The 13064-nt window shown below is 70.9% G+C and carries 9 protein-coding genes and 2 pseudogenes; 4 read left to right on the forward strand and 7 right to left on the reverse strand.

Annotation, left to right across the window (positions count from 1 at the left end):
- The first annotated feature begins 8 nt into the window (after positions 1–8).
- Both mptB and ACZ6TU_RS28895 read left to right on the forward strand, forming a co-directional pair.
- Entirely contained in the window at positions 9–1403 is a 1395-nt protein-coding gene (mptB, locus tag ACZ6TU_RS28890; protein WP_467677596.1) for a polyprenol phosphomannose-dependent alpha 1,6 mannosyltransferase MptB, read from the forward strand.
- On the forward strand, positions 1400–2794 hold the full coding sequence (locus ACZ6TU_RS28895; protein WP_467677598.1) for a glycosyltransferase 87 family protein: 1395 nt from the start codon (positions 1400–1402) through the stop codon (positions 2792–2794). The genes mptB and ACZ6TU_RS28895 overlap by 4 nt, the downstream gene beginning before the upstream one ends.
- Positions 2795–2853: 59 nt before the next feature.
- Here ACZ6TU_RS28895 and ACZ6TU_RS28900 read toward each other — a convergent pair.
- The 5 genes and pseudogenes from ACZ6TU_RS28900 to ACZ6TU_RS28920 all read right to left on the reverse strand — a co-directional run.
- Positions 2854–3690 (reverse strand): annotated as a pseudogene (locus tag ACZ6TU_RS28900) (D-alanyl-D-alanine carboxypeptidase family protein); the annotation flags it as partial.
- A gap of 192 nt (positions 3691–3882) precedes the next feature.
- On the reverse strand, positions 3883–6003 hold the full coding sequence (locus ACZ6TU_RS28905) for a GAF domain-containing SpoIIE family protein phosphatase (RefSeq protein WP_467677600.1): 2121 nt from the start codon (positions 6001–6003) through the stop codon (positions 3883–3885).
- 269 nt (positions 6004–6272) lie between these two features.
- Positions 6273–6845 (reverse strand): hypothetical protein, encoded by a 573-nt coding sequence (locus ACZ6TU_RS28910; RefSeq protein ID WP_467677602.1) that lies wholly within the window; start codon positions 6843–6845, stop codon positions 6273–6275.
- A 114-nt stretch (positions 6846–6959) separates the two neighbouring features.
- Positions 6960–7872, reverse strand: a pseudogene (locus tag ACZ6TU_RS28915) (IS982 family transposase).
- A gap of 87 nt (positions 7873–7959) precedes the next feature.
- Positions 7960–8427: a MarR family winged helix-turn-helix transcriptional regulator gene (locus tag ACZ6TU_RS28920; protein ID WP_467677606.1), complete on the reverse strand. Its 468-nt coding sequence runs from the start codon at positions 8425–8427 to the stop codon at positions 7960–7962.
- Between the two features lie 59 nt (positions 8428–8486).
- Between ACZ6TU_RS28920 and ACZ6TU_RS28925 the strand changes: the two genes are divergently transcribed.
- Together ACZ6TU_RS28925 and ACZ6TU_RS28930 are read left to right on the forward strand one after the other, a co-directional pair.
- Positions 8487–9008, forward strand: a complete 522-nt coding sequence (locus ACZ6TU_RS28925; RefSeq protein WP_469551980.1) for an SgcJ/EcaC family oxidoreductase — start codon at positions 8487–8489, stop codon at positions 9006–9008.
- Between the two features lie 332 nt (positions 9009–9340).
- The gene (locus ACZ6TU_RS28930; protein WP_467677610.1) at positions 9341–10348 is read left to right on the forward strand and encodes a hypothetical protein; all 1008 of its coding nucleotides are present in this window, start codon (positions 9341–9343) and stop codon (positions 10346–10348) included.
- A 460-nt stretch (positions 10349–10808) separates the two neighbouring features.
- Here the strand turns inward: ACZ6TU_RS28930 and rho are convergent, their stop codons facing one another.
- A complete protein-coding gene (rho, locus tag ACZ6TU_RS28935; protein WP_467677611.1) occupies positions 10809–11948 on the reverse strand; it encodes a transcription termination factor Rho in 1140 nt (379 codons plus the stop codon).
- 248 nt (positions 11949–12196) lie between these two features.
- The gene (locus ACZ6TU_RS28940) at positions 12197–13024 is read right to left on the reverse strand and encodes a class I SAM-dependent methyltransferase (RefSeq protein ID WP_467677613.1); all 828 of its coding nucleotides are present in this window, start codon (positions 13022–13024) and stop codon (positions 12197–12199) included.
- Positions 13025–13064 lie beyond the last annotated feature (40 nt).

The raw sequence follows: 13064 nt of genomic DNA on the forward strand, positions 1-13064 counted from the left end.
TGTTGGCCATGGCTTTCCCCGTCGATCTCCGCCGCTGCCAGATACTCGGCCTGGCCGGTACCGCCTTCCTCGCGGCAGGCGGTGAGACGGCCGGAGCCCTGCCCGTACGGGACCTCCTCCACCCGGCCTCCGCACGCGCCGCCCTCGGCCTGGTGGCGGTGTACTTCGGACTCGTCCTGCTGATCGCGGCCTGGGCACTGCTGGGCCGTCTGGTCCGAGGACCGAGACCGCCCGCCCCCCGCGCCCTGCTGCTCGTCCTCGCCGTCTGGGCCGCCCCGCTGCTGCTCGCCCCGCCGCTGTTCAGCCGGGACGTGTACAGCTACCTCGCCCAAGGGGCGATGGTCGACGCGCACATGGACGTCTACGCGCACGGGCCGTCGCAGCTCGGCGGCCCGCTCGCCGGCGAGGTCGCCCCGCTCTGGCGCCACACCGGCGCCCCGTACGGGCCGGTGTTCCTCGCCGTCGCGGCGGCCCTGTCGGCGCTGACGAGCGGCGAACTGCCCGCCGGGCTGTTCGGGATGCGGCTCGTCGCGCTCGCCGGCGTGGCCCTGATGACGGCCGCGCTGCCCCGCCTCGCCCGCCACAGCGGCGCCGACCCGTCCGCCGCGCTGTGGCTGGGCGCCCTCAACCCGCTCGTCCTGCTGCACCTGGTCGCGGGCGCCCACAACGACGCCGTCATGCTGGGCCTGCTCGGCTCCGGCCTGGTGGCGGCGCTCGGCCGGTGGCCGTTCCTCGGCGCCGTCCTCGTCACGCTCGCCGCGCTGGTCAAGGCACCCGCCGCGCTCGGGCTAACCGCCGTCGTCGTCCTCCAGGTCCGCGCGGGCCGCAGTACGGCGAAGGCCCTCCTGCCGACCGCCGTCGCGGCCGCGGGAACGACCGTCGCGGCCACGGCCGCGGCGGGCACCGGATACGGCTGGATCGGCGCCCTGAACACCCCCGTCTCACCCCAGAACTGGGCCCTGACCACCCTGCTCGGCCGCGCCACCCGAGCCCTGCTGGAACACCTCGGCAGCGACCTCGCACCCCTGGCGATCCCCGCCTGGCACGCGCTGGGCGTCGTGGCGGCCGGGGGCGCGATCGTCCTGATATGGCTCCGGCTGCGTCCGCGACCGGTGTACGCGCTGGGCCTGAGCCTGGCGACGGTGGCCGCGCTCGGCCCGGCGATCCGCCCCTGGTACGCCCTGTGGGGCCTGTTCCTCATCGCCGCCGCCGCGCCCAGTACCTCCGTACGTCACCGCATGGCGGCCGTGACCGGCGTGCTGGCGCTCTCCGTCCTGCCCAGCGGCGGCCCGGCCGACACCGGACAACTCGTGCTGGCCGTCTCCGGCGGCGCACTCGCGGTCGTCGTGCTGTGGCAGGCCCACCAGGCCGAGCTGGCACCTGCGCTGGGACGCACGGCATGACCCCGGCCCTGCCGCGCACCGACCGCGGACGACTGCTGCTCGTGCTCGCCCTCGCCACGGTGGTGACGGTCTTCACGGCGACCGTGCCCCTGCTGCGCGACTGGTTCGACCTACGCGTCTACTACGGAAGCATCGACCACTGGGTCCACCACGGCGGCCGCATCTACGACTACCGGGTCCCCGGCACGCCGTACGGCTTCACCTACCCGCCGTTCGCCGCCGTCGTCATGCTGCCGATGGCCCTGCTGGACCTCCACACCGCGATCGCCGCCGCCCTGCTGCTCAACCTGACGGCCCTGGCTCTGATCCTGCGGCTGCTCGCCGGCCCGGCCCGGCGGCGCCACGGATGGTACGGCTGGGCCCTGACCGCCTGCGTCCTCGCACTGTTCGAGCCGCTCCGCGACACATTCAGCTTCGGCCAGGTGAATCTGCTGCTGCTGGCGCTCGTGCTCACCGACGCGGCGCTGCTCGCCACCGGACGCACACGCTGGGCGGGCATCGGTATCGGGATGGCGGCCGCGATCAAGCTCACGCCGGCGTTGTTCATCGGTCTGCTGCTGGTGGCCAGGAAGTGGCGCGCGGCGGCGGTCGCCACCGTCGTGGCCCTCGGTGCCACGGCCCTCGCGGCATTGGCGGACCCCGACGCCTCACGCTTCTACTGGACCGAGGCGCTGTGGGACACCGACCGGGTGGGCCGCCTCGGCTACGTCTCGAACCAGTCGGTGCAGGGCATCCTGGCCCGGCTCGGCGAGGCGGACCGGGCGGTGTGGGCGGCGGCGGTCGTGCTGGTCCTCGGCGTGTGGGCGCTGCGGGCCCGCCGGGCGGTCGCGGCGGGGGACTGGACGGCGGCGTTCGCCCTGACCGGCCTCGCCGCCTGTCTCGTCAGCCCGATCACCTGGGTGCACCATCTCGTGTGGCTGCTGCCGTCCTTCGCCGTGCTGATCCGTACCGGGCACGCCCGGATCGCGGGCGCCCTGTACGCGGTGCTGTGCACCAGCGTGGTGTGGCTGTGGTTCGACGACGCGTCCGGCGTCGACGGGTTCCTGGGCAGCAACACGTACGCCTGGATCACCCTGGGCCTGCTGCTGTGGCTGCCGGCCGGTCAGCAGCCTCCGGACCGGCGGACCGGTAGCCGCAGCACCAGCACCACGACCGCCGCGCCCAGCCCGGCGGCCCCCGCGATCAGCCCCCCTTCCGTCCAACGGGAGTCCGCCTCCTGCGCCTCCTCCGCCACGGCGGTCGCGACGACGGACGGCGTCGGTGCCGCCGGTCGCGCGGCAGCCCTCGACGCGGCGAGCGAACCCACCGGATCGACCAGCCTGCCCGACTTGAAGCCCCAGTCGAGCAGCGAGCGGGCTTCCTCGTACACCGCGGAGCCCCCGACCTTCTGAGGGTTCATCACCGTCACGACGAGGGTGCGCCCGTCGCGTCGCGCCGCCGCGACGAGCGTGTTGCCCGCCTTGCTGGTGTAGCCGTTCTTGATGCCGATCAGCCCCCGGTACGGCTTCACACCGCGGGCGCCGCTCAGCAGCCGGTTGGTGTTGCGGATCGGGTACGACCAGCCTCCGCCGCCCGGGAACCTGGCCTCGACGGTGGCGCAGTACCGCGCGAAGTCGGGGTTGCGCAGCCCGACCATGCCGAAGACCGCCAGGTCGAAGGCCGACGACACCTGGCCCGGCGTGTCGTAGCCGTCCGGGGAGACCACACGCGTGTCGCGGGCGCCGAGGGACCGTGCCTTGGCCTGCATGCGCTCAGCCGTGGCCCGCCAGCCGCCGTTGAGCTCGGCCAGGACGTGCACGGCGTCGTTTCCGGAGTTGAGAAAGACACCCCGCCACAGGTCGGCGACCCGGTAGGTATGGCCTTCGGCGACCCCGACCATGCTGCTGCCGGCCCCGATGCCACGGAGCTCCTCCTTGCGGACCGTGTGCCGGATACCGGCCGGCAGCGTGGGCAACACCGTGAGGGCGAACAGGGTCTTCAGGGTGCTGGCCGGGGGCAGCCTGCGGTGCGCGTTGTGAGCGGCGAGCACCTCCCCGGTGCGGGCGTCGGCCACCAGCCAGGACAGCGCGGAGGTCTTCGGGAGGCGGGGTGCCCCGGCGCGCGGGCGGACCTGGGTGCCGGGGCGGTACAGCAGCGAGGGGTGCGGGGCCGCCGCCCTCGGCGCGGCCGACGGGCTGGGTACCGCCCCGCCGGAACTGGCCACCGCGGCGGGCATCAGGGCCAGAAGCCCTGCCGCACCGAGCGCACAGGCCGACACGGCCACCCGGGAAGAGAATCCGATGATCATTCGATCAACGTAGAAACGGATGTGCTCCACGCCGCGACGACCCGGCCGTACACCAAGCGCGAGCACCCGGATGCCGTACGCGCGGCCGGCGGGGGCGGTGATGATCTGGCGACCTGGACGCGGGCATGGAATCGATCGCGGCCACGCCTCTCCGACGCATCCTGGTGGAAATGGCCGTCCTCGGCCGGACAGTCAAGCGTCCGACTCGGCAATGTGATTGGGCTGAAGCAGGAGTAGGGCGATGTCGTCGGTGTGTTGCTGAGCTTGGCGAGTGTGGTGGACGAGGTTGTCCACGAGTTGGTGGAGGGGAAGGCCGCTCCACTCGCCGAGGCGGTCTGCGAGGTCGGCGATGGTCTGGGCGATGTCGGTGCCGGGGATCTCCACGAGGCCGTCGGTGTAGAGGGCGAGGAGCGCTCCCGGGCGCAGCGGCAGCGTGGTGAGCGGGTAGGAGTGGGTGCCGAGACCGACACCGAGGGGCGGGCCGGGGTGGATGGCGACGGCCTGGGTCCGGTTGTCGGGGTGTCGAAGGAGCGGGGGCGGGTGTCCGGCGCTGGCGAGGGTCACCTGCTGGTGGGCGAGGTCGAGGTGGGCGTAGAGGCAGGAGACGAAGCGGCTGGCGTTCAGGTCGGCGAGGTCGCGGTCGGTGCGTGTGAGGACCTGCTCGGGCGTGGCCCCAGCCGTGGCGTGCGAGTGGACGGCCATGCGTACCAGGCCCATGAGGGCGGCTGCCGACATGTCATGGCCTTGCACGTCCCCGATGACGGCCGCGGCGGTGGTGTCGGTGAGGCGGATGAGGTCGTAGAAGTCGCCGCCGAGGTTCACGCCGCGGCTGGCGGGGAGGTAACGGGCCGCTACATCGAGTCCGGTCACCGTGGGCAGGGCGTGAGGCAGGAGGGTCTGCTGCAGGGCGTGGGCGAGGCCGTGCTTGGCGTCGTAGAGGCGTGCGCGGTCCAGGGCCTGGGCGATGAGACCGGCGAGCGGCGTGAGGATGGAACGCTCGGCGGCGGTGAACCGGTGGGGGGCGTCGTAGGCGAGCAGCAGAGCGCCGATCGGGCGTCCGGAACTCAGCAGCGGCAGGAAGGCCCATGCTTGTTTGTCGCTGAGTTGAGGCACCTTGGGGTAAAGGCGGGCCAGCTCTTCCCGGTTGGCGAAGAACAAGGACACGCCGGTGGCCATCGCACGACCGGCGGGGGTCAGATCGGCGTCTGCGGGCAGGCCGTCCAACCGCTCGATGACGTCAGGGGCGTAGCCGCGGTATCCGATGATCCGGATACGGTCGGGGTCGGCAGCGGACATGATCATGCCGTGGGCGCCGAAGGCAGGCAGGACCTGGTCGGCGACCAGGTCGACGACGTCCTGGACGCCGACGGTTTCGGTCAGTGCGGCTGCCAGAAACATCAGAAGATGGATTCGGCTCTCCGGCGAGGCTGCGGCTCCGGTGGAGGGCTGCGTGCCGAGAGCCCTCGACGAGCCGTGGGGAGTGACGAGGATGCTCGTGCCGCTGTCGTCCGTGTGGAGGCGGAGGTCGAGCCACTGGTCCGGCGGGCGAAGGACAGTCAGGGTGACATTCTCGCGGCTGCTCAGAGCAGTGCGATACCCGTCCATGTACGTGATGTTGTTGAGCCAGGCCAGTGACTGCCACGGCTGGGTGCCCAGCAGCTGCTCAGCGGGTTTGCCGAGCAGCTCGGCGGCGGCGGTGTTCACGCAGGTGACGTGCCCCGCAAGGTCGAGGGAGAGGGTGCCGAGGGGAAGGCGTTCGACCAGGCCGGCCGCCGCCGACGCGGTCTGCGACGTTGGCTTTTCGGGAAGGGGAGGAACCAAACGGGGCCGCTCCGGAATGACCGGAGGGCGGACATCTGCGCTCAGCACGCGCGCGATGCGGCGGGCGCTGAAGGCGATGCGTTCACGCTCATCGCGGCTTAAAACAGGCGTGCGACTGGGAGGCCAGGCGAGCAGCAGCGCCCCCCGGCAGTGTCGAACTTGTGTGAACGGGGCGATGGCGAACGCGAGTTGATACGGGAGGTTCGCCGCGGCGCGCGGGTAGAGGCGCGCCAGCTCTTCCTGGGAACTCACCCACACGAGCCGCTCGTTGCGTATCGAATCCTGCATCGGACCGGGCGTGGCGAAGGCGCCCCGCCACCACGGCGCGAAGGCGTCGACCGGCACGCCGCACAGCGCGACCAGACCCATCACCGATTCATCCGGGTCCACCAGGTAGACACCCCCGAACCTGGCACCCGTATGGCGCACAGCCGCCGCCAAGGCCGCACCCAGCGGATCGCCTGCATCTGGCTGCTCAGCAGATCCGATCATTCGACGCAGCTCCTCATGCCCATGCTCAGAACGCTAAGCCCCCACGGCGGTGGCGGCATGTGGATCAGTTGTGCGACGCCTCCTCAAGCGCGCTCAGGTGGCGCAAACAACTGGAGGTCACTCAGAAGCCCTAACAGAAATTATTGATCAAGTGACCGTCGGCTTGGCTGGCCAGGCGCATCCGCCGGGAGAGACGCGACGACATCCACGAAGCCTTCCTCGGCCTCGCCACCTGTCTCATCACCCACCGACACGTCCAACGCCTTTTGTCAGGACCTCTGACCCGGCGACGGCGCGGTTCGGCGGCGGTAGTAGGCGATCCCGAGTGCGATGGTGATGGGTCCCCATGCGGCGATGGGGGCGGTGCACACCGTCGCAAGCGCCTGCCAGGCGTCGTTGGTGTATCCGACGGTGTCGACGATGCCGTACGGGGTGAGCCTGCGACCGTCGCAGATCGGGACGTCGGTGAACAGCAGGGTGAGAATCAGGCCGCCGAGGATGGCGGGGACGACGGCCGACATCGGTCGGATACGTCTGCCGCCGATGATCGGGATCCAGGTGGGTGCCACCTCTCCCCAGCACCGGACCAGCCCGATGGTCAAGATCGCGATCGCTTCCGATAACACGCTGAGCCCGAGGACATACGGGATGCTCACCCAATAGGGCGGCATGCCGAGATCCTGGACCTGCCCCATCTCGAAGTGCAGGGCGAAGGGCAGCCGCCACAGGCACGACGGCAGCAGGAGCAGCGGAAGCGCGTGAGCCAGGCGCATGGCCCAGCGGGGAACGGGCCGCTCGGTGTCACTGACGGGCGGGGGCGTGTGAAGGATCTCCAGCTTCATGGCTTCATCCTCGTGAAGCAGGCACAACCAGGGATCATCCCCACGGGGCGAACCGCTCCCCCGCGCGAAGGACGCTGTGCTGAGCAGCGTCCCCCTAGATGAATGAGTCCAAGGTCAGTGGTCGTAGGCGGTCAGTGATCGGACGACCGGTGCGCCTGCCTTGTGGTTGTGCCAGATGGCGGCAGTCAGCGCGAGGAGCCGTTGCAGGATGCGGACGGCGACGCCGCCGGGAGTGCGCCCACCGTGCTGTTCCAGGTCCAACTGGCCCTTGAGCGTGTCATTGACCGACTCGATCAACTGCCGCAGCGGCTTGAACAGGTGCGATCCGGCCCGCTCGGATTCTCCCTTGCGGGCGGGCCGCAGCAGCTCGATGCCCAGGTCCGCCAACTGCCGCTCGAACTCCCGGCCGTAGTAGTTCTTGTCGGCGAGCAAGGTCTGGCCCGGCCTGTCGCGGACGAGCGCGGGCTCAGCAGCGAACATGTCCAGCAGGACCTCCCGTTCGACGGCTTTCGCCCCGGTGAGGGCGAAGGCGACTGGCAGGCCGTGAAGGGTGCACACCAGGTGCAGGCGCAGTCCCCAGAAGTAGCGGCTGTGGCTGGCGCAGTAGCCGTACTCGGCCCACCCGGCGAGGTCGGAGCGCTTGGTGGTCTCGCGGGAGCGGCCGCACTCGACAGGCGTGGAGTCCACTATCCAGACGTCGTCACTCCACAGCGCGGTGTCCGTGGCCAGCTCGCGTATGACCTGCCGGATCAGCCCGGCAGCCCGGCGCAGGCGCTTGTTGTAGCCGCTCTGCTGCGGCAGGTACGGGAACAGGTGTCGCAGGCGCGTGGCAGTGGCGCAGCCAGCGGGCCTCGGAGACGAAGCCGAGCAGGGCCTGCATCACTGCGAGGGTGACCAGTTCGGCGTCGCTGAGCTTGGGTGTGATGCCAACCCTTGGACGCCACGGGGCCAGGTGCAGTGCTGCTTTCAGTAGGTCGTCGATCTTCACGTAGAGTGCGGTCGCGAGGGTGTCCAGGTCGGTCGTCACAAACTGACTCTGGACACCCTCGCCACGTTTGCGCAGCCAATTCACCAACGGCGGGTTGGACATGCTGAAGCCCATCGATGCCCGCGTTCATTCACGGACCGGCAGCCCCTTCAGGCGCGCCGTCTGCTCTTCCTGGACCCGGCGGGCTGTCTCCAGGAAGTCGATGATCACGGCGAGCTGTTCTTCGCCATAGTGCTGGAGCGCCGACTTCCCGGCATCGCCGAGGGGACCGTACACCTTGCGCTCGGCAGCGCGGGCAGCCTCGGTGGCGGCGACCAAAACCCGCCGCCGGTTGGCGGCGTCCCGGCTGCGGGTGACGAAGCCCGCTCGTTCGAGGCGGTCGATGGCGGTTGTCGTCGCGGCTGGGCTGAGCTTGGCCGCGGTGGTGAGTTCTCCGGCCGACATCGGGTCCTTGGCCAGGATCAGGTCCAGGCAGCGCAGGTCGGTGCGGTTCAGCCCCAGCAGAGTCGCGGCCGCTTCGTCGAAGGCGTCGAAGCTCTGCTGGAGCATCCTCATCCGCACGGCGACCTCGACCACGCCATCATCTTTCGACATTCGAAGCTTTCTGTTAGCGTAAGATTCGGCAATCGAAATGATAGCTCCGAGAGGACGTCATGCCTACCAGCGACGAGCAGATCACGCACTTGTTCAAGCAGTTCAGGCAGGCGTGGACCGACAACGACGCCGTCGCCTTCGGCGCCTGCTTCACCGCCGACGCCGACTACGTCTCCTACGACGGCACCCACGCGACCGGCCGACCGGCCCTCCAGGACAACCACGACCGGCTCTTCCGTGGCGTGCTGGCCGGCTCAGCGCTCGTCGGCGACCTGGAGGCGATCCGCCACATCACTGCAGACGTCGCCATCGTCCACGGCACGGCATCGGTACTGATGCCCTGGCGCTCCAAGCTGCCCAAGCGACGTATGTCCCGGCAGACCCTCGTGGTCGTCCGCACCGAGCAGGGATGGCGGATCTCCGCCATCCACAATGGACGCGTGCGGCCGGTGACCATTCCCGACCCTGACGCCTTCCCGTCCCGCATGTCCCAGGCGATGAGCCGGATCAGCCAGCGCCTGGGCATGGGCCGCCCCGCTCCCGGCACCGCGCAGACCACCCCGTCCGCGCCCCAGGTCTGACACCGCCACAGACCGCTCCCCGGCCCCCTTACCGTCGCCGTGGTCCACCGCAGCGAGCCCCGCGGGTGCCGACGGAAGTCCTCATCCCGTAGGTGTGGTGCAAGGGCCGAGCATCGCATGGAACGAACAGTCACCCGTCCTCCTGACACCCCAGGAGGCGGTCCGCACCCAGCCCTTGGACTCATTCATCTAGGGGGGTACTCGCCGTGTCGGCCTCAAGACATCACGTTGTGTGAGGCCTACCTGAGGTAGCAGTTGCTCACCCGATAGGCGGAGGGAGCTCGTTCCAGCAGTTGATGTCGCGCTGCCGCGGTCGATGCGACGGTCAGTGCATGGTCGGTGCGAAAGGGACGACGAGGGCGCCTCGGCGCACGTGCTGGGTGAGCCGGGCCACGATGGTGTGGGCGGTGATGTACGCCGGCTTCGGCCTGGCATGCGCGCTGAGCGGGACGCCGCTGCTCTACCTGGGCAGCGACCCGGGACCCTCGGCGCTGGGCTGGGGGGTCGCGGGGGTGGGGGCGCTGGCGGCCCTGGTCTGTGGTGCGGTGGTGCGGTACGGACTGCAGCCTGCGTCGCGAGTGCTGCTGTGGGTGGTCTGCGTGCTGGCCGGGATGGCCGCGTTCGGCTTGCTGATGGACGTCATCACACTGGTATTCGGTCAGGGGGTGGACAACGGCGTGGCCGCGGCGCACCATGCGCTGGCGGCGGCCGGGGTCCTGCTGCTCGCGGCCACTGCCCGGTCCGTCCGCCGCACGCCCGACGCGGCCGTCGTACGGGCCCCTTCCGCCGCCTCCGGGCTGGTCCAGGTCGCCGCCTGCGCCGGGACGGCGGCTTTTCTCCCCTACGCGGTGATGAAGCTCATCTGGGCGTCCGGCGGCACCTTCGCCGGGATGACCGGCGAGGAAATGCTCGCGATCTCCAAGCGCAACGGTGCGTCAGGAATATGGCTCACCCTGGAGTCCTGGGGCCTGGACGGCACCGTGCTGCTGGCCGCGCTCGGCTCCTTCCTGCTGTGGGGCCTGGTCCGTCCGTGGGGCCAGGTCTTCCCGCGCTGGACGCTGTGGCTGCGCGGCCGCCGCGTCCCCCGCTGGCTCCCTCTGGCCCCGGCCTTGATAGGCGCCGCCACCCTGGCTCCGTACGGGGTGTTCGGTATCGGCTACGTGGCCCTGGCCACGGCCGGCGTGGTGACGATGCGGCGAGGCGACTTCCACTCCTCGAGCGATGCACTGCTGGCCGCCTGGATCGGCATGACCGCGTTCGCCGTCTATGGAGCCGCACTGATCGTCGCTGCCCGCTCGTACTGGCTCCGGACCCATTCCACCCGTCGGACACGCGATTGACGCGGAGTGACTGCTCGCGGCCAGGCAAGAGGTCCCGTGTGCCCCGGTGCTCCGGGCTGCGGCCCGTCCCGCGGGTGCGGGACGCCCGAGGGCGTACGCCCCGAAGCCCGATGCCGACGCCACCGCATCCGCCGCGTGGGCGCGTCCTGCCCGGCCCAGGACGCCGCCGACGCCGCACCGATCGCTCCCGGCACCCGCGCTCCCATGCTCTGAGACCGCAAGGTGCGGGTGACCGACGCGGCCGGGCCGGGCTCGCCGTCGCCGGGACGGCCTCGTTGTCCGACCGGCGGTAGTGGGGCCTGATGGGCAGCGCCTGGACCATGGCCCGCCGGCGTCTCGGCGTCCTCGGCCGGCCGGCACTCCACCGCGTTGCGCGACGCGGGGCTCGTCACCACGATCGGGCGCGGCGTCATTGCTCGCGGCTGGCACCGGCAGAGCCGGCTGACGCGGCAGCAGTACCTCAGTCCGAGGGCAGTGTCGGTTGGATGCGCCGTAGGAACGTCGCGTTGTCCGGGGTCTCGCGCATGCGTTCCAGGAGGGTCTCCAGGGCGCCCTGCCCGTCCCGGTTCTGGAGCACGCGCCGCAGTCCGTGTACGGCCGCCAACTCGGCCGGGGGCAGCAGGAGTTCCTCGCGACGGGTGCCGGAGGGGATGATGTCGACGGCGGGGAACACGCGGCGGGACGCCGGGTCGCGGTTCAGGCGGAGCTCCATGTTGCCCGTGCTCTTCAGCTCCTCGAAGTAGAAGTCGTCGGCTCGGGAACCGGTCTCCACCAGCGCGGTCGCGAGGATCGTGAGGGAACCGCCCTCCTCGGCCGACCGGGCGGCGCCGAAGAACCGCTTGGGTCCGGTCAGCGCGGACGCGTCGACGCCCCCGGTGAGGATGCGGCCACCGGAGGCGGCCGCGTTGTTGTGCGCCCGGCACAGCCGGGTGAGGGAGTCGAGGAGGATCACCACGTCCTCGCCCGCCTCGACGAGCCGCTTGGCCCGCTCGATCACGAGCTCGGCGAGCGCGATGTGCTGCTTGGCACTCCGGTCGAAGGTCGAGGCGTACACCTCGCCCCGCACGGAGCGCCGCATGTCGGTGACCTCCTCGGGCCGCTCGTCGAGCAGCAGCATCATCAGCCGGCACTCGGGGTGGTTGCCGGTGACGGCGGCCGCGAGCTGCTGGAGGATGACAGTCTTGCCGGTCTTGGGCGGGGCCACGAGAAGCCCGCGCTGGCCCTTGCCGACCGGTGCGATCAAGTCGACGACCCGACCGGCCAGTCCGGCGGCCGGGTGTTCGAGACGGAGGCGCTCATGCGGATGCAGGGGCGTCAGGTCCCGGAAGTGCCGGCGGCCGTGCCGTTCCGTAGACGTACGGCCGTCGACCCGTGCGACGTCGGTGAGACCGCGCCGGTCGCCCAGGGTGCCCTCGACGAAGTCGCCCTTGCGCAGGCCGTGGCGGCGGATCAGGGCGGGGGAGACCGCAGGGTCGGTGGGCGTGGGCAGGCAGTTCTCGCCGCGCAGGTGCCCCTTCCCGCTCGCGTCGATGTCGAGGACGCCGAGGGCGGCCCGGGGCGCGGTCTGCTGGGCGGGTGGGGTGTCGAGTGTGGTGGTCATGGTGATGTGTCCTTTCACGGACGGCAGGCATGAGACATGCGAAGGGAAGGGGAGAGAGCCGCGAGGGGAGGGCCTGGGGCACGCCTCCGGCGGCGGGGGAACAGCACCTCGGGTACGACAGAGCAGGTCAAGGTGCCGGAAATGAAGGAGAGAAATGAGGAACCGCACCGGCGCCCACAGAGGGGGGCGTGCACGAGTGCTGTTCGCAGGCTACCATCCGACGGGGCGCCGGGGGAGGGGGACGGGCGTCAGCGTGTGGCCAGCAGCCCGTACAGCAGCGGGATCCGCGGCGCGGTCAGCCGCCACCAGCCGGACTCCGTACGGACCATCCGCGGCCAGCGCGGCCAGGGAAGTTCGTCACTTTCCCGCAGCCTCCGGACGGCCAGTCCCGCTTCCGTCAACGCGTTGACGACCTCGCCCATTCCATGCATCCACTCGTAACTGTCCGTGGCGCCCTCGACGGCCGGCCCGTCCGTGTACGTGTGGGTCGCGTCCCGGTGCACGGGACCGCCGCCGCCCAGGTAATCGTGGCGCAGGAGCAGCTCGGGGCCCTCGCCCGGAGCGGGTTTCGGGCCGAGCGAGTTGAGCAGCGGATGGAACTCGACCACGTACAACCGGCCGCCGGGACGCAGGAGCCGTCCGACGACCTCCGCCCACCGGTTCAGGTCGGGCAGGTAACACAGGGCGCCCTTGCCGGTGTAGACGACATCGAACTGCCGCCCGTCCAAGGCCTCGTCGGCGTCGTACACGTTCGCCCGCACGTACGTCACGTCCGCGCCTGCCTTCGCGGCGATGCCGGTCGCGGCCGCCACGGACGCCTCGGAGAAGTCGAGGCCGACGGCCCGGGCCCCACGTCGTGCGAAGGCGATCGTCTCCGTGCCGAGATGACACTGGAGGTGCAGCACGTCACGGCCGGCCAGCCCGCCGAGGTCCTCCCACTCCCAGGGCGCGAACCAGCGCTCGGGGTCGGGGTCCTGGTCGAGACCGTAGAACCGGCTGGCGAGATGGACGGGCGTGCGGGCGTCCCAGTTCGCCTGGTTGGCCCGCATCAGCCGGTCGTGCTCGACGGACGTCATGAGGACATCCAACCGCGAAGGGGCCGCGGGATGCGGCAGA

It is taken from the genome of Streptomyces sp. NPDC052064, assembly GCF_055585925.1.